Genomic DNA, 19,304 nt, shown 5'->3' on the forward strand with positions numbered 1-19,304 from the left:
CTGGATGGATATCGGGATGATTCGAGGCCTGGGCACCGTTGTCGTGATGGTGGCCTTTATCGGCCTGGCCTTGTGGGTGTTCAGCCCCAAGCGCAAGTCGGAGTTTGAAGACGCGACGTTGCTGCCCTTCGCGGATGATCCCGAAGCCATCAAGCACGTCGTGGAAGCGTCTAGGAGTAACAAAGAATGACTACGTTCTGGAGTCTGTACGTCACAGTCCTCAGTCTGGGTACCATTTTCGCCCTGACCTGGCTGCTGCTGTCGACCCGCAAGGGCCAGCGCGCCGAGCAAACCGATGAAACCGTCGGCCACTCGTTCGACGGCATCGAGGAGTACGACAACCCGCTGCCCAAATGGTGGTTCATGCTGTTCGTCGGCACCATCATCTTCGCCCTCGGTTACCTGGCGCTGTACCCTGGCCTGGGCAACTGGAAAGGCCTGCTGCCGGGCTACAACTACCTCGACAACGACAAGCAAACCCCATTTGCCAATGGCCAGACCGGCTGGACCGGCGTGCACGAATGGGAAAAGGAAATGGCCAAGTCAGACGCCCGGTTCGGGCCGATCTTCGCCAAGTTCGCCGCCATGCCGATCGAAGAAGTGGCCAAGGACCCGCAAGCCTTGAAGATGGGTGGCCGTCTGTTCGCCTCCAACTGCTCGGTGTGCCACGGTTCCGACGCCAAGGGTGCCTACGGCTTCCCCAACCTGACCGACGCCGACTGGCGCTGGGGCGGCGACCCGGCCACCATCAAGGAAACCATCATGAAGGGCCGCCACGCGGTGATGCCGGCGTGGGCCGAAGTCATTGGCGAGCAAGGCGTGGCCGATGTGGCCGGCTTTGTGGTGACCAACCTCGATGGCCGCAAATTGCCGGAAGGCGCGAAGGCAGACGTGGCCAACGGCGAGAAACTCTTCGCCGCCAACTGCGTGGCGTGCCACGGTCCCGCCGGTAAAGGTACACCCGCCATGGGCGCGCCTGACCTGACCCACCCTGGCGCGTTCATCTACGGTTCGAGCTTCGCGCAACTGCAGCAGACCATCCGTTATGGCCGTCAAGGCCAGATGCCTGCGCAGGAGCAGTTGCAGGGCAATGACAAGGTGCACTTGCTGGCGGCCTATGTTTACAGCCTGTCCCATGGAGACAAGGCAGCTGAGGAGCAGTAAGCATTAAAACCAAAAAGCCCCGCGCAGCCAATGCTGCGCGGGGCTTTGGTAATGGGGCATTGGTGGAACTCAACTTACCCCGAGGACGAGGCGTTACCGTTCTTCATGCACTTGGTCCATTCTTTTAATAGCAGCGTTGATCGCCCCCCGATCAGCCGATTTAGACCAATCCGTCAGTCCTAACTGTGCCACTAACTCAGGACGACTCAAGATTTCCCGCGCGACCATCGCTTCATCTGGGCCGCGATCATGACGCGTCCCATCCGCGATGTTCTTCAGTGAAGCGTAAGTCACACCCTCCCTGCGATCAATCCCACCCCAACCGCGCTCCGGGTAATAGGTGTCATATTCATTCAGGAGCTTTTGCGCCAGTTCTTTATCACTCATCGTGGCCAGGGGAAACCCCATATTCTGACCCACGGTTATGATACTTTCACGATCGATTTTGCCATCGTGCTTATGCTTTCCGTACCCATCGAGTTTCTCCATGAGTACAGGATTTTCCAGCAGCGAACGGGCAAAATTCATGTCGTCACTGCTGTAGCCACTCTGCGCAGAGGCATACGCAACCTGTCGTAGAGAGTCGCGGGTGATGTAGTCTGGTTGCGCAGGGTCGGCATACTTATCAAAGTTTCTGAGTAGACGGTCGGCCACCCGATAATCATTCCAACTACTGAATTGCTCTACGCTGATGCCAGAGGATACTGGCAGCGTCGAAGCCGATGGTGGAACGGCTCCAACATTATGCGTGTCATTAGCACGTTGAATGGTCATTGGTTTCCTCGATTTGAATAACGTCAAAACAAAATAAATTTATCGGCGCGCAAGAGGCCTAGGCATAACGCTCAACAATTGCTCATCAAAGGTTTCATCGTGGTAACGCTGCGCGCTGCTACAAAACATTGCCGAACATTGATCCAGACTTGATCTCAACGTCGGCATTTCCTGCGTGGCAATAACGCGATCAGCGTTCCTACAACAAACGTTTCATTCTGTGTAAACAAAGGCTCGTTTGGGCCTAAGAACTGATATCGCAGAAGCGTCAGCTTCCTAACCAATCGTTGTAGGTTATTTAACAGCGCAAAAAGCAGTTATAAAAACGCCACCACACCGGCCCGTAGACCTCTCCTGATTTACTTACTCAACACCAGGAAGTCGCAAGGGAAACGGCAAGGTGCACTTGCTGGCGGCGTATGTTTCGGACTGTCCCATGGGAACAAGCCGCCAGACGCCGTGTGAGGAAAAGCGGTGAAAAAAAACGGCCCCGCCAGTGGAGATTGGCGGGGCCGTTTTATTTTCAAGTCGAAAAAGTCGTCACCGCCAGCAACGCATCTACATTTGAGATTGATCAAGAAAACCGCAGGTAGTAACGTGACTACATTCGTACTCCATACGGAGGTTAGCCCCCATGACCATCACCACCATTTCCAGCCGTGAATTCAATCAAGACACAAGCGGTGCCAAAAAAGCCGCCCGCCAAGGCCCGGTTTTTATCACTGACCGGGGCAAGCCTGCCCATGTACTGCTAAGCATTGAGGACTACCAAAAACTGACAGGCCTCAATGCCGACATCGTTGACCTGTTGGTGATGCCAGAAGCGGCAGATATCGAGTTCGAAACCGAACGCGCCGTGATCACTCATCGACCCGTGGACTTCACTTGATGTATCTACTCGACACCAACGTCATCTCTGAACTGCGCAAACCCCAGGCCGATGCCAAGGTCGTCGCCTGGGCCAAAAGTGTCATCGCGCCACGGATGTATATTTCAGCCATTACCTTGAAGGAACTGGAAACAGGAGTCCTGCGAATGGAGCGGCGTGATCCCGCCCAGGGGAAGGTTTTGCGCACATGGCTCAAGCGCCATGTCATGCCGGCGTTTGATGCCAGAATCCTGCCGATTGATGCAGCAGTTGCGCTGCGCTGTGCCAGCTTGCATGTGCCAGACCAAGCCAACGAAAGTGACGCGCTGATCGCTGCAACCGCGCTGGTTCATGGGCTGACAGTGGTCACGCGCAACACTGGCGACTTTCAATCCAGCGGCGTCGCGCTGATCAATCCATGGGACGAATGACCGGTAAGGCTGCGAAAACCGTCCATACTTCACAAGTCAATTGACCCAGATCACGTACACCATCAATTGATTTCCCCCAACGCGACCAAAGGTCGCACCCGTCGAAGGGTATCAGGGGCGTATCATTAGGCCACTGCAACACCCCTATTTTGACCCCGGCTGGCACGTACTGGCCGAGGCAAATCTCCACTGCCGTGGGATGCAATGATGAGCAACCAGATTCCGGTACATGACGTTACTCCGCCTGCCAAAAATTCGAATAACACCGTCGATCTCTACGCATCGCGAGAGAAAATCTACACCCGTGCCTTCACCGGTTTGTTCCGCAATCTGCGGATGCTCGGGGGGGCCGGTTTGTTCCTGCTCTACTTCGGCACCGTGTGGCTGAACTGGGGTGGCCACCAGGCAGTCTGGTGGAACCTGCCGGAACGTAAATTCTTCATTTTTGGCGCAACTTTCTGGCCCCAGGATTTCATCCTGCTGTCGGGCATCCTGATCGTGGCGGCGTTTGGCCTGTTCTTCATCACCGTGTATGCCGGCCGCGTCTGGTGCGGCTACACCTGCCCGCAAAGCGTGTGGACCTGGATCTTCATGTGGTGCGAAAAGGTCACCGAAGGCGACCGCAACCAACGCATCAAGCTGGACAAGGCGCCGATGAGCGCCAACAAGTTCCTGCGCAAGTTCGGCAAGCACAGCCTGTGGCTGATCATCGGCTTCGTCACCGGCATGACCTTTGTCGGCTACTTCTCGCCGATCCGTGAACTGGTGTTCGATTTCTTCACCGGCCAGGCGGATGGCTGGTCGTATTTCTGGGTCGGCTTCTTCACCCTCGCCACCTACGGCAACGCCGGCTGGCTGCGCGAGCAGGTGTGCATCTACATGTGCCCGTATGCGCGTTTCCAGAGCGTGATGTTCGACAAGGACACGATGATCGTTTCCTACGACCCGCGCCGTGGCGAAGTCCGTGGGCCGCGCAAAAAAGGTATCGACTACAAGGCCCAGGGCTTGGGGGACTGCATCGATTGCACGATGTGCGTGCAGGTGTGCCCTACCGGCATCGACATCCGTGACGGCCTGCAGATTGAATGCATCGGCTGCGCGGCCTGCATCGACGCCTGCGACAACATCATGGACAAGATGGAATACCCGCGCGGGCTGATCAGCTACACCACCGAGCACAACCTGTCCGGGCAGAAAACCCATAAGCTGCGCCCGCGCCTGATCGGTTATGCCCTGGTGCTGCTGGCGATGATCAGCCTGTTGGTGGCCGCCTTCTTCGTGCGCTCGCTGGTGGGTTTCGACGTCAGCAAGGACCGCGTGCTGTACCGCGAAAACGCCGAGGGCCGGATCGAAAACGTCTACAGCCTGAAGATCATGAACAAGGACCAGCGCGACCACACCTACGTGCTTGACGCCGCAGGCCTGCCAGACCTCAAGCTGCAAGGCCGGCGCGAGATCAAGGTAGCGGCCGGGGAAATCTTCAGCATGCCGGTGGAGTTGTCGAGCGCACCGGAACAACTGCCGTCGAGCACCAACGAGGTGAAATTCATCCTCAGGGATGCCGATGACGACAGCGTCCACATTGAAGCCAAGAGCCGATTCATCGGCCCACAAGTCCGTTAATAGAGAGCCGAACAATGCCCGCAGCTACTGCCGCAAGCCCCTGGTACAAGCACCTCTGGCCCTGGATCATCATTGGGATCCTGACCTGCTCGGTGACGTTGACCTTGTCCATGGTGACCATCGCGGTGAACAACCCCGACAACCTGGTCAACGACAACTATTACGAGGCCGGCAAAGGCATCAACCGTTCCCTGGACCGCGAACTGCTGGCCCAGACTCTGCAACTGCGGGCCAAGGTGCACCTGGACGAGTTGACCGGCGAAGTCGAATTGCACCTGACCGGCAACAGCGGGCCCGGCACCCTGGAGCTGAACCTGATTTCGCCGACCCAGCCGGAGAAGGATCGCAAGATCATCCTGACCCGCAGCGACAGCGAGCCCGGCCGCTACATCGGCCAGGTGACCGACAAGGTCGAAGGCCGCCGCTTCGTCGAGCTGCTGGGGGTGGAAGGCGACCGGACCTGGCGTATGTTTGAAGAAGAACAGGTCAGCCATGACAAGGACTTGCTGCTGGGCGACGAGCCGCTGCAGGGTGCTGAAGACCTGAAAAAATAGAGCGTCACCTGTTTGATCATTCCCACGCTCTGCGTGGGAATGCATCCCGTGACGCTCCGCGTCACAAGAGCGGACGCGGAGCGTCCAGCGAAGCGTTCCCACGCAGAGCGTGGGAACGATCATCGGAACTGAGCCATGACCACCCCGACCCCTTGCTACCACTGCGCCCTGCCCGTGCCGCCCGGCAGCCGGTTCACTGCCGTGATCCTCGGCGAGCCCCGCGAGCTGTGCTGCCCGGGCTGCCAGGCGGTGGCCGAGGCGATTGTGGCCGGTGGCCTGGAAAGCTATTACCAGCACCGCAGCGAAGCCTCGGCCAACCCCGAGGCGCTGCCGGTGCAACTGGTGGACGAGCTGGCGCTGTATGACCGTGCCGATGTGCAAAAGCCTTTCGTGCGCCACGACGGTGACCTGTCGGAAGCCACACTGTTGATGGAAGGCATCAGTTGCGCCGCCTGTGGCTGGCTGATCGAAAAACACCTGCGCAGCCTGCCCGCCGTGGCCGAGGCACGCCTGAACCTGTCCAACCACCGCCTGCACGTGCGCTGGGCCGACGGGCAATTGCCCCTGAGCCAACTGCTCGGCGAATTGCGTCACATCGGCTACGCCGCCCACCCGTACCAAGCCGACCGCGCCGCCGAACAACTGGCCAGCGAAAACCGCCTGGCCCTGCGTCAACTGGGGGTGGCCGGGCTGCTGTGGTTCCAGGCGATGATGGCGACGATGGCCACCTGGCCGGAATTCAATATCGACCTGAGCCCGGAGCTGCACGTGATCCTGCGCTGGGTCGCGATGTTTCTGACAACGCCCATCGTGTTCTACAGCTGCGCACCGTTTTTCAAGGGGGCGATGCGCGACCTGCGCACCCGCCACCTGACCATGGATGTTTCGGTGTCCTTGGCCATTGGCGGTGCCTACCTGGCCGGAATCTGGACCGCCATCACCGGCACCGGCGAACTGTATTTCGATGCAGTCGGCATGTTTGCCCTGTTCCTGCTGGCTGGGCGCTACCTGGAGCGTCGCGCCCGGGAACGTACGGCGGCAGCCACCGCGCAGTTGGTCAACCTGTTGCCAGCCTCGTGCCTGCGCATGAGTGCCGACGGGCAAAGTGAACGGATCCTGCTCAGCGAACTGGCCCTGGGCGACCGGGTACTGGTGCATCCGGGGGCGGTGCTGCCGGCAGACGGCATCATCCTCGACGGCCAGTCGAGCATCGACGAATCGCTGCTGACCGGCGAGTACCTGCCGCAACCACGCCAGGTCGGCGATGCCGTCACTGCCGGCACCCTCAACGTCGAAGGTGCGCTGACCGTCGAAGTCCGCGCCCTGGGCCACGACACGCGCCTGTCGGCCATCGTGCGCCTGCTGGAGCGGGCCCAGGCGGAGAAACCCCGGCTGGCGGAGATCGCCGACCGCGCCGCCCAATGGTTCCTGTTGTGCTCGTTGGTCGCCGCTGCGGTCATCGGCCTGGTGTGGTGGGAGCTGGATTCGTCACGGGCGTTCTGGATCGTCCTGGCGATGCTGGTTGCGACCTGCCCTTGCGCCCTCTCACTGGCAACACCCACCGCCCTGACGGCAGCCACAGGCACCCTGCACAAACTCGGCCTGCTGCTGACCCGCGGTCACGTGCTGGAAGGCCTGAACCAGATCGACACGGTGATTTTCGACAAGACCGGCACCCTTACCGAAGGTCGCCTGGCGTTGCGCGCGATCCGCCCGTTGAGCCTGCTGGGCAGCGACGAGTGCCTGAGCCTTGCGGCGGCGCTGGAGCAACGTTCGGAACATCCGATCGCCCGCGCATTCGGCCGCGCGCCGTTGGCGGCGGATGAAGTGCTCAGCACGCCGGGCCTGGGCCTGGAAGGCCGCGTCGGTGACCGCCGGTTGCGCATTGGCCAGCCGGGTTTTGTCTGCGAACTGAGCGGCTGCGCCCTCCCCGCCTCGCCGAAGGAAGCCGGCCAATGGCTGCTGCTGGGCGACACCGGCGGCGCCCTGGCCTGGTTTGTCCTGGATGACCGCCTGCGCAGCGACGCGCCCGCCTTGCTCGCCGCCTGCAAGGCACGCGGCTGGCGCACGTTGCTGCTGTCGGGAGACAGCTCGCCGATGGTTGCCAGTGTCGCCGCCGAGCTGGGCATCGACGAAGCCCATGGCGGCCTGCGCCCCGATGACAAGCTGCAAATGCTGCAACAGTTGCACAAGGAAGGCCGCAAGGTGCTGATGCTCGGCGATGGCGTCAACGATGTGCCGGTGCTGGCCGCCGCCGATATCAGCGTGGCCATGGGCTCGGCCACCGACCTGGCCAAGACCAGCGCCGACGCGGTGTTGCTGTCGAACCGCCTCGACGCCCTGGTGCAAGCCTTTACCCTGGCCCGGCGCACCCGCCGGGTAATCATTGAAAACCTGCTGTGGGCCGGGCTGTACAATGGCCTGATGTTGCCGTTTGCCGCCCTCGGCTGGATCACTCCCATCTGGGCGGCGATCGGCATGTCCCTCAGTTCGTTGACCGTGGTGCTCAATGCCCTGCGCCTGACTCGCATGCCGAGCACGCCAGCCGTGAGCCCCGCCCCCGTAACCCGCCCGCTGCCGGCTTGAGCCGCGCGGGCATGGAGTGCAGATGCCAGCTCTTTACGTGATGATCCCGGCGGCGCTGTTGATCGTGGCCATCGCCATTTACATCTTCTTCTGGGCGGTGGACAGCGGCCAGTACGACGACCTCGATGGCCCGGCTCACAGCGTGCTGTTCGATGACCAGGACCCGAACCACCTGGCGGCCGTCGATGAAGCCAACGGCCCTGAACAACCGCCCAAGCCGAAAGATCCGCCCCATGCTTGAACTGGCGCCCCTGCTGGTCTCGGCGGTGATCCTCGGCCTGCTGGGCGGCGGCCATTGCCTGGGTATGTGTGGCGGCCTGATGGGCGCGCTGACCCTGGCGATTCCCAAGGAGCAACGCAGTCGGCGCTTTCGCCTGCTGCTGGCCTACAACCTGGGGCGCATCCTCAGCTACGCCACCGCGGGCTTGCTGATCGGCCTGGCCGGCTGGGCCGTGGCCAACAGTCCGGCAGCGATGTTCATGCGCATCCTCGCCGGGCTGTTGCTGATCTGCATGGGCTTGTACCTGGCCGGCTGGTGGAGCGGCCTGACCCGTATCGAAAGCCTCGGGCGCGGCCTGTGGCGGCATATCCAGCCGGTTGCCAACCGTTTGCTGCCGGTGTCCAGCCTGCCCCGGGCGTTGCTGCTGGGTGCGCTCTGGGGCTGGTTGCCGTGCGGGTTGGTCTACAGCACGTTGCTGTGGGCGGCCAGCCAGGGCAATGCGCTGGACAGTGCGGTGCTGATGCTCGCGTTCGGCCTTGGCACCTGGCCGGTACTGCTGGCCACGGGCTTAGCCGCTGATCGAGTCACCGCATTATTGCGCAAACGCAGCGTGCGGATGGCCGGTGGCCTGCTGGTCATGCTGTTCGGCATCTGGACCTTGCCCGGGCCGCACCAGCACTGGCTGATGGGCCACTAGGTCGCCATGTGGCATAGCGCCGCTCCCCGTTGATGCAAATCAAGATGGCTTCCCCACCCAGCCCCTAGACTCGGCCCACTAGCCTATCCGGGGGAACGCCCGCATGCTCGACGCCATTCGTTGGGACACTGATCTGATTCACCGCTACGACCTGGCGGGGCCACGCTATACCTCGTACCCCACCGCCGTACAATTCGACAGCCAGGTCGGCACCTTCGACCTGCTCCACGCCCTGCGCGACAGCCGCAAGGCCGTACGGCCCCTGTCGCTGTATGTGCATGTGCCGTTTTGCGCCAACATTTGCTACTACTGCGCCTGCAACAAGGTCATCACCAAGGATCGCGGCCGGGCTCACGCCTATCTGCAACGCCTGGAGCAGGAAATCCAGTTGGTGGCGTGCCACCTCGACCCCAAACAGCCGGTGGAGCAGCTGCACTTCGGCGGCGGCACCCCGACCTTTCTCAGCCATGACGAGCTGCGTCAGGTCATGGGCCGCCTGCGCCAGCACTTCAACCTGCTGGACGATGACTCCGGCGACTACGGGATTGAAATCGACCCGCGGGAAGCCGATTGGGCGACCATGGGCCTGCTGCGTGAACTGGGGTTCAACCGCGTCAGTATCGGCCTGCAGGACCTGGACCCCGAAGTGCAGCGTGCGGTGAACCGCCTGCAAAGCCTGGAAGAAACCCGCGCAGTGATTGACGCAGCGCGCACCCTGCAGTTTCGTTCGATCAATATCGACCTGATCTACGGTTTGCCCAAGCAGACACCGCTGAATTTCGCACGCACCGTGGAAGAAGTCATCAGCCTGCAACCGGACCGCCTCTCGGTATTCAACTACGCACACCTGCCGGAACGGTTCATGCCCCAGCGACGGATCAACACCGACGACCTGCCCTCCCCGGCGGAAAAACTGCTGATGCTGCAAACCACCATCGAGCAGTTGACCCGGGCGGGCTACCGCTACATCGGCATGGACCACTTTGCCCTGCCGGACGACGAATTGGCCGTCGCCCAGGAAGAAGGCACGCTGCAACGCAACTTCCAGGGCTACACCACCCACGGGCATTGCGATTTGATCGGGCTCGGGGTGTCGGCGATCAGCCAGATCGGCGACCTGTACTGCCAGAACAGCAGCGACCTGAACCACTACCAGAACGCCCTCGCCGGCGCGCAACTGGCCACCAGCCGTGGGTTGTTATGCACCACGGATGACCGGTTGCGCCGGGAAGTGATCCAGCAGCTGATCTGCACGTTCAGCCTGAATTTCGAGAAGATCGAACAGGCCTTCAACATCGATTTTCGCGGCTATTTCGACGAACTCTGGCCGCAACTGGAGGCGATGACCGAGGACGGACTGATCGAACTCGACCCACAGGGCATCCGCGTATTGCCGGCGGGGCGCCTGCTGGTACGCTCGGTGTGCATGGTGTTCGATGCCTATCTGGAGCACCAGAATCGGCAACGATTTTCGCGGGTGATCTGAACCTGTCCTACTTCGCCAGCAGGGCCATCGCTTCCAGCTGCGACTCGGGAGACTCGTCCTTCAAGGCCTTGGTCAACTGCGATTGGGCCGTCATCAAGCCGGCCTGCAATGTCGCGATATCACTCTGCAAGGCGGCCACTCTGGCCTGCCTTGCCTGCGGGGTCTTTGAGGCGTCGGACATGGCAGCTGAGAGCTGAGCCATCTTCTCGGCGAGCTGTTTTCTCATCTCGCGAATCATTTTCAACAGCTGCTTGATGTTGTCTTTCAGGTTGCTGTCGTCAATGTCCTTGTTGGAGTTGGTGCTGGCCTTGGAGGCTTTCAGCCCCGCCCCCGAGATATCCACCACCAGTCCTTGGGGCTTGGTGTCAGTGGCCCGATCGGTCGAAGACGCTTGGTCTTTATCGTCTGCAGCGGGGTCTTTTTTCGCATCAGGCACGGTTAGCGAAGAAACAATGGCAGGGTTGGTTGCGCCAATGGAAAGCATGATCTGAGCCTCCAGCTCTAGGAGTGACAATCTTGTATCGACCTCGATACAAAATTCTTTATACCGCTGCTGCTTTTCTGTACACGCTGGCCTGATTGCCCCCCGGTGCGTTACCCTTACGTCTTATGTGTGTTTTCCCACAAGGATTTAAGAAATGTCCGAGCCAGTTAAACTGCGCGCTCATAGCCAGGCTCATTGCAAGGATTGCAGCCTGGCCCCCCTGTGCCTGCCACTTTCGTTGAATCTGGAAGACATGGAAGCGCTGGACGAGATCGTTAAACGCGGTCGCCCACTGAAAAAAGGCGAGTTCCTGTTTCGCCAGGGCGACAAGTTTGACTCCGTTTATGCAGTACGTTCTGGCGCACTGAAAACCTTCAGCCTGAGCGATGGCGGCGAAGAACAGATCACCGGCTTCCACCTGCCGAGCGAACTGGTCGGACTGTCGGGCATGGACACTGAGATTCACCCCGTGTCGGCCCAGGCCCTGGAAACCACATCGGTGTGTGAAATCCCGTTCGAACGCCTGGATGAGCTGGCCCTGCAACTGCCGCAACTGCGTCGCCAGCTGATGCGCGTGATGAGCCGGGAAATCCGCGACGACCAACAGATGATGCTGCTGTTGTCGAAGAAAACCGCCGACGAGCGTATTGCCACTTTCCTGGTCAACCTTTCCGCACGTTTCCGCGCGCGGGGTTTCTCGGCCAACCAGTTCCGCCTGAGCATGTCGCGCAACGAAATCGGCAACTACCTGGGCCTGGCGGTGGAAACCGTGTCCCGGGTATTCACCCGCTTCCAGCAGAACGAGTTGATTGCGGCCGAAGGCAAGGAAGTGCATATCCTCGACCCGATCCAGCTCTGCGCATTGGCTGGCGGTTCGCTCGACGGTTGATCCAGACGCTTGCGGCCGAGCCAATCGGCTGGGCCGCAGGTATACTTCGAGTCCGCTTTCCTCCCCAGGACTCCTCGACGATGGTCTTCGATTCGTTCGACATCAAATCCCTGATTCGCCCAGTCATCGACTTCCCCAAGCCTGGGGTGATCTTTCGCGATATCACGCCGCTGTTCCAGTCGCCCAAGGCCTTGCGCCTGGTGGCCGACACCTTCGTACACCGCTACGTCGAAGCCGACTTCACCCACATCGGCGCGATGGATGCCCGGGGCTTCTTGATCGGTTCGATCATTGCCTATCAGTTGAACAAACCGCTGATCCTGTTCCGCAAGCAAGGCAAATTGCCGGCTGACGTGCTGGCCGAGAGTTACCAGACCGAATACGGCGAAGCCTTCCTGGAAGTGCACGCCGACAGCCTGTGTGAAGGTGATTCGGTGCTGATGTTCGATGACCTGATCGCCACCGGCGGCACGCTGATCGCAGCGGCCAACCTGGCGCGGCGCATGGGCGCACGGATTTTCGAAGCGGCGGCGATCATCGATCTGCCGGAGCTGGGTGGTTCCCAGCGCCTGGAAGACATGGGCATTGCGACGTTCTGCCTGACGCAGTTTGCCCTGACAGACCAATAACCCCGGGACTCGTGTGGCGAGGGAGCTTGTGTGGCGAGGGAGCTTGTGTGGCAGGGAGCTTGCTGTGGCGAGGGAGCTTGCTCCCGCTGGAGTGCGCAGCGCTCCCAAAGATCTTGGGGCCGCTACGCAGCCCAGCGGGAGCAAGCTCCCTCGCCACAGCTCCCTCGCCACAAAAGCGCTTTCTACAAGCCCATCTGCTTGCTGATGATTTCGTTCATCACTTCCCGAGTCCCGCCACCGATGGACAGGATGCGGTTGTCGCGATACAGCCGCTCCACCAGGTTGCCGCGCATGTAGCCCTGGCCGCCGAGGATCTGCACGGCATCAAAGGTCACGCGGTCGGCGGTGTCGGTGGCGAGGTTCTTGGCCATCGAGATCTCCTTGATCACACTCTTGCCCGCGGCCATCTTGGCGGCCTGGCGGTAGGTGAATTCCCGCGAGACCTCCACCGCCGTGGCCATTTCCGCCAGGCGATGCTTGAGCACCTGGAACTTGCCGATGGGTTTGCCGAAGGCCTCGCGCTGGGCCGCCCACTTCAGGCTTTCCTCCAGGGCCATCTGCGCAGTCATATTGGCCATCAGGGCCAGGGCCAGGCGCTCGCTCTGGAAGTTGCCCATGATGCAGGCGAAACCCATGTTCTCGGCGCCGATCAGATTGCCTACGGGTACGCGGCAATCATCGAAGAACAGTTCGGCCGTGTCCGACGCCCACCAGCCCATCTTCTTCAGCGGTGTACCGGTGGTGAAACCAGGCGTGCCCTTTTCGATCAACAACAGGCTGATGCCGGCAAAGCCCGGCCCCCCGGTACGTACCGCGACGGTATAGAAGTCGGCACGCTGGCCGCTGGTGATAAAGGTTTTGCTGCCGCTGACCCGGTAATGGTCGCCGTCGCGCACGGCACGGGTCTGCAGGCTGGCGACATCGGAGCCGCCACCGGGCTCGGTGACGGCCAGGGCGGCGATCTTCTCGCCGGATAACACCTGCGGCGCCACACGATCGCGCACCTCGGGCCGGGCCCATTTGACGATGGGCGGCAAGCCGATATCCAGCGAGCCCAACCCTGCCACTACTCCGCCGGAGCCGCAGCGCATCAGTTCTTCGCTGGCCGCGACCTTGGCGAACAGGTCACCTTCGTGGCTGCCTCCAAGGGCTTCGGGGTAACCGATGCCCAGGATCCCCGCCGCACCGGCCTTGAGGTACAGCTCCCGGGGGAAGCTTTCCGCTTCCTCCCACTGCTCGATGCCCGGCAACATCTCGCGCTCGACGAAACGACGCACGCTGTCGCGGACCAATTGGTGGCTGGGGTCGAAGTATTCCTGATAGGCAGACATCGGCAAGCTCCACGGGACGGTAGAGCGAACTTACCAAGCGCTTGCTTGGTTATCAAGCAAGAGGAAAGACTCGTGAACACCACAAAACAAATGTGGGAGCGGGCTTGCTCGCGAATGCGGTGTATCAGTCGCCAGATGCATTGACTGAACCACCGCATTCGCGAGCAAGCCCGCTCCCACATTTTGTTCTGCGGTGTTTGTTATAGGGCGATCGGCTTACGCCCGGCAAACGAATGCGCCAGGGTCCCGCCATCCACCAGTTCCAGCTCGCCACCCAGCGGCACGCCGTGGGCGATGCGCGAAGTAATCAGGCCTTTGTTGGTCAGCAGCTGGGCGATGTAATGGGCCGTCGCTTCGCCTTCCACCGTAGGGTTGGTGGCCAGGATCACCTCGACGAACGTGCCCTGCTCCTCGATTCGCGTCACCAGTTGCGGAATACCAATCGCCTCCGGCCCCAGCCCGTCCAGCGGCGACAGGTGGCCCTTGAGCACAAAGTAGCGCCCGCGGTAACCGGTCTGCTCCACCGCGTAGACATCCATCGGCCCTTCGACCACGCACAGCAGCGTGTCGTCGCGACGCGGGTCGGCGCATTGCGGGCACAGCTCTTCCTCGGTCAGGGTGCGGCACTGGCGGCAGTGGCCGACCCCTTCCATCGCCTGGCTCAGGGCCTGGGCCAATCGGGAGCCGCCGCTGCGATCACGCTCCAGCAGTTGCAGCGCCATGCGCTGGGCGGTTTTCTGGCCCACGCCCGGCAAAGTGCGCAGGGCGTCGATCAGTTGACGAATCAGGGGGCTGAAGCTCATGGGGAAAGGTCCGACAAAACAACGAGACGCGGTTTATACCCGCGCCTCGGATTAGCGTCAAATGCTCAATCTTGTGCGACCCGCACCACCAACTTGCCGAAGTTGCGCCCCTCCAGCAAACCGATAAAGGCTTCAGGTGCCTGCTCCAGGCCTTCCACCACGTCCTCGCGGAACTTGATCTTGCCATCCCGCACCCACGGCGCCATGGCACTGAGGAATTCCGGTTGGCGGTCGCCATAGTCGTCGAACACGATAAAGCCCTGGATCCGCACACGCTTGGTCAGCAAGGTACGTTGCAACGCCGGCAGCCGGTCGGGACCGCTGGGCGCTTCGTGGGCGTTATAGCCGGCGATCAGGCCACACAAGGGAATGCGCGCCTTGGCATTCAGCAGCGGCACGACCGCGTCGAATACCTTGCCGCCGACGTTTTCAAAGTAGATATCGATGCCCTTGGGGCAGGCCTGGGCAAGCTCCTCGGCAAAGTTGTCGCTCTTGTGATCGACACAGGCATCAAAGCCCAGCTCGTCCACCACATAGCGGCACTTGTCGGCGCCGCCCGCCACACCGACCACCCGCAGGCCCTTGATCTTCGCCACCTGGCCCACCACCGAGCCCACCGCACCGGAAGCGGCCGCCACCACCAGGGTTTCCCCGGACTTGGGCTGGCCGATATCGGTGAGGCCCATATAGGCGGTCATGCCGGGCATACCCAGCACACCCAGGGCCATGGACGGGCTGGCCAGTCCCTTCGGTACCGGGATCAGGTTGCGCCCATCGGAGATGCTGTGGCTCTGCCACCCGGTGGAACCGACCACCAGGTCACCCACCTCGAACTTGGGATTGCGGGACTGTTCGATGCGGCTGACAGCGCCACCGGTCATCACTTCGTCGATTTCTACCGGTGCGGCGTAGGACGGCGCATCACTCATGCGCCCGCGCATGTAGGGATCCAGGGACAGGTAAAGGGTCTTCAGCAAAACCTGGCCGTCGGCCAGTTCCGGCAGCGCGACGCGCTCCAGGCGAAAGTTTTCCGGCACCGGTGCGCCGTGGGGGCGTGAGACCAGCACAATGCGCTGGTTGAGGGTCAATGCTTCGGACATCAGCGAGGCTCCTTCTATCGGTGATTGAATTCAACGGTATAGGGTGCAGACCCCAACACAGGGTCCAGGGTTCGACAAAACTCTCGCAGTAGCAGTTGTCGAGCGCCAGCGAGGCTACGTTAGCCGCACCGCTGCTTTCATGCCAGACGTGGGACCGAGTCGCTGCCGACGCAGCCTGGCTGGCGCTCGACAGCTGCTACGGGTATGGAAAATAGCCGGCCAAAAAAATGCCAGGCGCGGGGCCTGGCATTTTCGGTGCTGCGCTTGCAGATCAGAACGGCAGCTTCATGCCCGGTGGCAGTTGCATGCCAGCGGTCACGCCGGACATCTTGTCCTGGCTGTTGGCTTCGATCTTGCGCACGGCGTCGTTGACGGCCGCGGCAAACAGCGCCTCGAGCATTTCCAGGTCGTCTTCGCCGACGCCCGGCAATACGCTTGGGTCGATGCTCACGCGCTTGATGTCGTGACGACCGGTCATCACCACGCTGACCATATCGCCACCGGCTTTACCGGTGACTTCGGCGTTGGCCAGTTCTTCCTGCATCTTGGCCATCTTTTCCTGCATCTGCTGCGCCTGCTTCATCAGGCCGGCCATGCCACCTTTCATCATGGGAATCACCTCAAAAGTACGTGGATCAATTATTGGCCCCGGGTTATGACGCTTGGGGTACCGGGGCTTCTACAGGTTCAATAGTATCGTGCCGCACCACCGCGCCAAACTGCTGCATCATCTGCTGGATGAGCGGATCACCGTGGATTGACTCTTCAGCCTCGCGCTGGCGGTTGACCCGGCGACGGGACGCCGCCTGGGCCGGGGTTTCCTGCTCGGGCTTGATCAGCTCGATGCTGATGGTCAGCGTGCGCCCGTGGAACTGGTTCAGGGCATCGTTGAGCCGGCGCTGCTGGGTCGCGTTGAACAGGGCGCTGTGGGCCGGGTCCAGGTGCAGCAGCCAGTGGTCGCCATCAACGGCAATCAGGGTGCAGTTGGCGGCGATGCTGCCGGTCATGCCGGAGATCGGCAGTTTCGGGAACAGCTCCAGCCATTGCAACGCCAGGCCGGTGGCCGGCATCGCGGCAGGTTCGGGTTCAGGCTCCGGGGCAGGCTCGGCGGTGTGTTCGCTGGCCAGGTCGTCCAGGTAGCTGTAGGCCGAATCCATGTCCGGCTCGATGTAATCTTCGTCCAGCGGCGGCTCGTCGTCGAGGTCGGTGCCCGGGGTGGCGGCGTCCACTTGCGCAACGGTCGGCTCCGGCACCGGGGCCGAAACCCACTCGGGGGCGTCCGGCACCACGCTGTCCGGGGTCGGCGCGGGCATGGGTGTCAGTTCAGGCTGCTCGCTGGTGGTTTCCAGCACCGGCTCGACGGCAGGCTGCAGCTCGACCTCGACCTCGGCCTCTACCGGGTCGTTCCACGGCAGATCGACTTCAGGCACGGGCGCAGGCTCAACCACCGGCTCCGGCACCACCACAGGCGCCACGGGCTCGGCGACAACCGGGGCGGCGGCCTGTGCAACCGGCGCAGGCGGCGCAACCACTGGCGCGACAACAGCCGGGCCAGCCACTGGTTTGGCGGAATCAACTGTGGCCTGGCTGATCCCCACTGGCTTTAGCGGCTGTCTCGGCGCATCCGCCGTGTCGGCGGGCCTGAAGGCCAGCATCCGCAGCAGGACCATTTCAAAGCCGCCTCGCGGATCGGGTGCCAACGGCAGGTCACGTCGCCCAATCAGGCCCATCTGGTAGTAGAACTGTACGTCTTCGGCCGGCAACGCCTGGGCCAGGGCCAACACGCGGTCGCGGTCGCCGTGGCCGTTGTCGACACCTTCGGGCAGGGCCTGGGCGATGGCGACGCGGTGCAGCACATTGAGGATTTCCGACAGCACGCCATTCCAGTCCGGGCCTTGCTCGGACAGATGACGCACGGCTTCGAGCAACGCCTTGGCGTCGCCTTCGATCAACGCGTGCAGCACGTCGAACACCTGGCCGTGGTCCAGGGTGCCGAGCATCGCCCGCACGTCGGCGGCCAGCACCTTACCTTCACCGAAGGCGATAGCCTGGTCGGTAAGGCTCATGGCATCACGCATCGAGCCGTCGGCGGCACGACCCAGCAACCACAGGGCGTCGTCTTCGAACGGTACGTTCTCGACACCCAGCACGTGGGTCAAATGCTCGACCACACGCTCCGGGGTCATGTTTTTCAGGGAGAACTGCAGGCACCGCGACAAAATCGTTGCAGGAAGTTTCTGCGGGTCGGTGGTGGCCAGGATGAATTTGACGTAGGGCGGCGGCTCTTCCAGGGTCTTCAACAAGGCGTTGAAGGAGTGGCTGGACAGCATGTGCACTTCGTCGATCAGGTAGACCTTGAAGCGGCCACGGCTCGGTGCGTACTGCACGTTGTCGAGCAGCTCGCGGGTGTCTTCGACCTTGGTGCGGCTCGCGGCGTCGATCTCGATCAGGTCGACAAAACGCCCTTCGTCGATTTCCCGGCACACCGAGCAGGTACCACACGGCGTCGAGGTGATGCCGGTTTCACAGTTCAGGCACTTGGCAATGATGCGGGCAATGGTGGTCTTGCCCACCCCGCGGGTACCGGTGAACAGGTAGGCGTGGTGCAGCCGCTGGCTGTCCAAGGCATTGATCAGAGCCTTGAGCACATGGGTCTGGCCGACCATTTCGCGGAACGAGCGCGGACGCCATTTACGTGCAAGAACCTGATAACTCATCGAAAACCGTCGCAACTGGGAAGCGGAAGCGGGTAATGCTAGCGGAGCAAGGGGGAAATTGCATCCGGCACGCTCGTCTAATCTGACTAAGCTGGTCTGACCAAGCCTGTAAAAGGCTGAACCCGGAGAATTTATGCGCGCAGTCCTGGGCGCCTTGTGGATGATTGCCACGGTCAGCCTGGCGGCACCCGCACCTCTGCGATTCTCCATTTCCGACAGCTGGACCATGCCCATGGTGCAACTTGACCAGGGCCAGCCCACCCAGGGGATTTTGTATGACCTGATGTTGAGCCTGGCCACCCAGGTCGGCCGTCCTGCGAAATTCCATGTGCTGCCGCGTGCGCGTATCGACACCGCCATGGAGCGCGGGGATGTGGACGTGCGCTGCTACGTGACACCGGCGTGGCTGAACAACCTGTCGGGGGACTACACCTGGAGCATCCCGCTGCTGGTCCAGCGCAATGTGCTGGCCGCCGGGCGCGTGCCCTCAACGTCGGTGGCACTGGACAGCCTTGCGCCGCAACACATCGGCACGGTACTCGGCTACAGCTACCCGACCCTGGAGGCGCGCTTCGCCAGCGGCCAGTTCAGCCGCGACGACAGCCGCAGTGAAGAGCAAGTGCTGCAAAAACTGGTGGCCGGACGCTTCAACTATGCAGTGATCAACGAATGGATCCTTGACCGCTTCAATCAGCAATTACCGCCCACACAGCGCCTGCATACGGTGGCCGTGATCGAGGAGCAACGCCTGGGCTGCTATGTGCGCAACGACCCGCAGGTGCCGGGGCAGCAGATCCTGCGCACGTTGCTGCGGATGAAAATGTCCGGGGAGATTGATGAAATCATCCAGCTGTATATCGGGAACAGCGCCCCCGCCCCTTAAGATCACCTGATTGTCCTTGTGGCCAGGGAGCTTGCTGTGGCGAGGGAGCTTGCTCCCGCTGGAGT

Annotated in this window: 20 protein-coding genes; 13 read left to right on the forward strand and 7 right to left on the reverse strand. The window is 61.7% G+C overall.

Annotated elements, in window-relative coordinates:
• The first annotated feature begins 4 nt into the window (after nucleotides 1-4).
• Together HX817_RS08415 and ccoP are read left to right on the forward strand one after the other, a co-directional pair.
• Nucleotides 5-190 carry a CcoQ/FixQ family Cbb3-type cytochrome c oxidase assembly chaperone gene (locus HX817_RS08415; protein ID WP_008437575.1) on the forward strand — a complete coding sequence of 62 codons (186 nt, stop codon included), beginning with the start codon at nucleotides 5-7 and terminating at the stop codon, nucleotides 188-190.
• Nucleotides 187-1,164, forward strand: coding sequence for a cytochrome-c oxidase, cbb3-type subunit III (ccoP, locus tag HX817_RS08420; RefSeq protein ID WP_003219020.1), 978 nt, complete (start codon nucleotides 187-189; stop codon nucleotides 1,162-1,164). Before HX817_RS08415 ends, ccoP begins: the two co-directional genes overlap by 4 nt.
• Nucleotides 1,165-1,257: 93 nt before the next feature.
• On the opposite strand, the gene HX817_RS08425 is transcribed toward ccoP, so the two are convergent.
• Nucleotides 1,258-1,938 (reverse strand): hypothetical protein, encoded by a 681-nt coding sequence (locus tag HX817_RS08425; RefSeq protein ID WP_023659084.1) that lies wholly within the window; start codon nucleotides 1,936-1,938, stop codon nucleotides 1,258-1,260.
• Nucleotides 1,939-2,572: 634 nt separating this feature from the next.
• Here HX817_RS08425 and HX817_RS08430 point away from each other — a divergent pair.
• The 8 genes from HX817_RS08430 (at nucleotide 2,573) to hemN (ending at nucleotide 10,403) form a co-directional block, all read left to right on the forward strand.
• Entirely contained in the window at nucleotides 2,573-2,827 is a 255-nt protein-coding gene (locus HX817_RS08430; RefSeq protein WP_003219024.1) for a type II toxin-antitoxin system Phd/YefM family antitoxin, read from the forward strand.
• Entirely contained in the window at nucleotides 2,827-3,237 is a 411-nt protein-coding gene (locus HX817_RS08435; RefSeq protein ID WP_087694843.1) for a type II toxin-antitoxin system VapC family toxin, read from the forward strand. Before HX817_RS08430 ends, HX817_RS08435 begins: the two co-directional genes overlap by 1 nt.
• A 207-nt stretch (nucleotides 3,238-3,444) precedes the next feature.
• The gene (gene ccoG / locus HX817_RS08440) at nucleotides 3,445-4,860 is read left to right on the forward strand and encodes a cytochrome c oxidase accessory protein CcoG (protein WP_003219028.1); all 1,416 of its coding nucleotides are present in this window, start codon (nucleotides 3,445-3,447) and stop codon (nucleotides 4,858-4,860) included.
• A gap of 14 nt (nucleotides 4,861-4,874) precedes the next feature.
• Complete coding sequence (locus HX817_RS08445; RefSeq protein WP_008437568.1) at nucleotides 4,875-5,414, forward strand: FixH family protein; 540 nt, start codon at nucleotides 4,875-4,877, stop codon at nucleotides 5,412-5,414.
• A gap of 135 nt (nucleotides 5,415-5,549) precedes the next feature.
• Nucleotides 5,550-8,000: a heavy metal translocating P-type ATPase gene (locus HX817_RS08450; RefSeq protein ID WP_177040101.1), complete on the forward strand. Its 2,451-nt coding sequence runs from the start codon at nucleotides 5,550-5,552 to the stop codon at nucleotides 7,998-8,000.
• Between the two features lie 22 nt (nucleotides 8,001-8,022).
• Nucleotides 8,023-8,241, forward strand: a complete 219-nt coding sequence (gene ccoS, locus HX817_RS08455; RefSeq protein WP_003219033.1) for a cbb3-type cytochrome oxidase assembly protein CcoS — start codon at nucleotides 8,023-8,025, stop codon at nucleotides 8,239-8,241.
• On the forward strand, nucleotides 8,234-8,917 hold the full coding sequence (locus HX817_RS08460; RefSeq protein ID WP_003219035.1) for a sulfite exporter TauE/SafE family protein: 684 nt from the start codon (nucleotides 8,234-8,236) through the stop codon (nucleotides 8,915-8,917). Before ccoS ends, HX817_RS08460 begins: the two co-directional genes overlap by 8 nt.
• 103 nt (nucleotides 8,918-9,020) lie before the next feature.
• Complete coding sequence (gene hemN, locus HX817_RS08465) at nucleotides 9,021-10,403, forward strand: oxygen-independent coproporphyrinogen III oxidase (RefSeq protein WP_003219038.1); 1,383 nt, start codon at nucleotides 9,021-9,023, stop codon at nucleotides 10,401-10,403.
• Nucleotides 10,404-10,410: 7 nt separating this feature from the next.
• On the opposite strand, the gene HX817_RS08470 is transcribed toward hemN, so the two are convergent.
• Nucleotides 10,411-10,887, reverse strand: coding sequence for a hypothetical protein (locus HX817_RS08470; protein ID WP_003219041.1), 477 nt, complete (start codon nucleotides 10,885-10,887; stop codon nucleotides 10,411-10,413).
• A gap of 154 nt (nucleotides 10,888-11,041) precedes the next feature.
• On the opposite strand from HX817_RS08470, the gene fnr reads away from it, so the two are divergent.
• A complete protein-coding gene (gene fnr / locus HX817_RS08475) occupies nucleotides 11,042-11,776 on the forward strand; it encodes a fumarate/nitrate reduction transcriptional regulator Fnr (RefSeq protein ID WP_003219044.1) in 735 nt (244 codons plus the stop codon).
• Nucleotides 11,777-11,856: 80 nt separating this feature from the next.
• Complete coding sequence (locus tag HX817_RS08480; RefSeq protein WP_003219046.1) at nucleotides 11,857-12,405, forward strand: adenine phosphoribosyltransferase; 549 nt, start codon at nucleotides 11,857-11,859, stop codon at nucleotides 12,403-12,405.
• A gap of 182 nt (nucleotides 12,406-12,587) precedes the next feature.
• Here the strand turns inward: HX817_RS08480 and HX817_RS08485 are convergent, their stop codons facing one another.
• The 5 genes from HX817_RS08485 to dnaX form a co-directional block, all read right to left on the reverse strand.
• On the reverse strand, nucleotides 12,588-13,736 hold the full coding sequence (locus HX817_RS08485) for an acyl-CoA dehydrogenase family protein (RefSeq protein ID WP_003219047.1): 1,149 nt from the start codon (nucleotides 13,734-13,736) through the stop codon (nucleotides 12,588-12,590).
• Nucleotides 13,737-13,936: 200 nt separating this feature from the next.
• A complete protein-coding gene (recR, locus tag HX817_RS08490; RefSeq protein ID WP_003219049.1) occupies nucleotides 13,937-14,539 on the reverse strand; it encodes a recombination mediator RecR in 603 nt (200 codons plus the stop codon).
• A gap of 65 nt (nucleotides 14,540-14,604) precedes the next feature.
• Nucleotides 14,605-15,639, reverse strand: a complete 1,035-nt coding sequence (locus HX817_RS08495) for an NADP-dependent oxidoreductase (protein ID WP_003219050.1) — start codon at nucleotides 15,637-15,639, stop codon at nucleotides 14,605-14,607.
• Nucleotides 15,640-15,910: 271 nt separating this feature from the next.
• Nucleotides 15,911-16,249 carry a YbaB/EbfC family nucleoid-associated protein gene (locus HX817_RS08500; RefSeq protein WP_003193199.1) on the reverse strand — a complete coding sequence of 113 codons (339 nt, stop codon included), beginning with the start codon at nucleotides 16,247-16,249 and terminating at the stop codon, nucleotides 15,911-15,913.
• Nucleotides 16,250-16,292: 43 nt separating this feature from the next.
• Nucleotides 16,293-18,356 (reverse strand): DNA polymerase III subunit gamma/tau, encoded by a 2,064-nt coding sequence (gene dnaX, locus HX817_RS08505; RefSeq protein WP_102368376.1) that lies wholly within the window; start codon nucleotides 18,354-18,356, stop codon nucleotides 16,293-16,295.
• 133 nt (nucleotides 18,357-18,489) lie between these two features.
• Here dnaX and HX817_RS08510 point away from each other — a divergent pair, with 133 nt between their 5' ends.
• On the forward strand, nucleotides 18,490-19,239 hold the full coding sequence (locus HX817_RS08510; protein WP_087694838.1) for an ABC transporter substrate-binding protein: 750 nt from the start codon (nucleotides 18,490-18,492) through the stop codon (nucleotides 19,237-19,239).
• The last annotated feature ends 65 nt before the right edge of the window (nucleotides 19,240-19,304 follow it).

Origin of the sequence: Pseudomonas sp. C6002 (assembly GCF_013385805.1) — a bacterium.
Classification (GTDB): domain Bacteria; phylum Pseudomonadota; class Gammaproteobacteria; order Pseudomonadales; family Pseudomonadaceae; genus Aquipseudomonas.

Excerpts from the sequence above, each read along its gene's own strand:
- HX817_RS08445 (WP_008437568.1), top strand. The coding sequence starts at position 4,875 with ATGCCCGCAGCTACTGCCGCAAGCCCCTGGTACAAGCACCTCTGGCCC.
- ccoG (WP_003219028.1), top strand. The coding sequence starts at position 3,445 with ATGAGCAACCAGATTCCGGTACATGACGTTACTCCGCCTGCCAAAAAT.
- hemN (WP_003219038.1), top strand. The coding sequence starts at position 9,021 with ATGCTCGACGCCATTCGTTGGGACACTGATCTGATTCACCGCTACGAC.
- recR (WP_003219049.1), bottom strand. The coding sequence starts at position 14,539 with ATGAGCTTCAGCCCCCTGATTCGTCAACTGATCGACGCCCTGCGCACT.
- HX817_RS08415 (WP_008437575.1), top strand. The coding sequence starts at position 5 with ATGGATATCGGGATGATTCGAGGCCTGGGCACCGTTGTCGTGATGGTG.
- HX817_RS08500 (WP_003193199.1), bottom strand. The coding sequence starts at position 16,249 with ATGATGAAAGGTGGCATGGCCGGCCTGATGAAGCAGGCGCAGCAGATG.
- HX817_RS08425 (WP_023659084.1), bottom strand. The coding sequence starts at position 1,938 with ATGACCATTCAACGTGCTAATGACACGCATAATGTTGGAGCCGTTCCA.
- HX817_RS08470 (WP_003219041.1), bottom strand. The coding sequence starts at position 10,887 with ATGCTTTCCATTGGCGCAACCAACCCTGCCATTGTTTCTTCGCTAACC.
- HX817_RS08435 (WP_087694843.1), top strand. The coding sequence starts at position 2,827 with ATGTATCTACTCGACACCAACGTCATCTCTGAACTGCGCAAACCCCAG.
- dnaX (WP_102368376.1), bottom strand. The coding sequence starts at position 18,356 with ATGAGTTATCAGGTTCTTGCACGTAAATGGCGTCCGCGCTCGTTCCGC.
- ccoS (WP_003219033.1), top strand. The coding sequence starts at position 8,023 with ATGCCAGCTCTTTACGTGATGATCCCGGCGGCGCTGTTGATCGTGGCC.
- HX817_RS08495 (WP_003219050.1), bottom strand. The coding sequence starts at position 15,639 with ATGTCCGAAGCATTGACCCTCAACCAGCGCATTGTGCTGGTCTCACGC.
- HX817_RS08480 (WP_003219046.1), top strand. The coding sequence starts at position 11,857 with ATGGTCTTCGATTCGTTCGACATCAAATCCCTGATTCGCCCAGTCATC.
- HX817_RS08430 (WP_003219024.1), top strand. The coding sequence starts at position 2,573 with ATGACCATCACCACCATTTCCAGCCGTGAATTCAATCAAGACACAAGC.
- HX817_RS08510 (WP_087694838.1), top strand. The coding sequence starts at position 18,490 with ATGCGCGCAGTCCTGGGCGCCTTGTGGATGATTGCCACGGTCAGCCTG.
- HX817_RS08460 (WP_003219035.1), top strand. The coding sequence starts at position 8,234 with ATGCTTGAACTGGCGCCCCTGCTGGTCTCGGCGGTGATCCTCGGCCTG.
- ccoP (WP_003219020.1), top strand. The coding sequence starts at position 187 with ATGACTACGTTCTGGAGTCTGTACGTCACAGTCCTCAGTCTGGGTACC.
- fnr (WP_003219044.1), top strand. The coding sequence starts at position 11,042 with ATGTCCGAGCCAGTTAAACTGCGCGCTCATAGCCAGGCTCATTGCAAG.
- HX817_RS08450 (WP_177040101.1), top strand. The coding sequence starts at position 5,550 with ATGACCACCCCGACCCCTTGCTACCACTGCGCCCTGCCCGTGCCGCCC.
- HX817_RS08485 (WP_003219047.1), bottom strand. The coding sequence starts at position 13,736 with ATGTCTGCCTATCAGGAATACTTCGACCCCAGCCACCAATTGGTCCGC.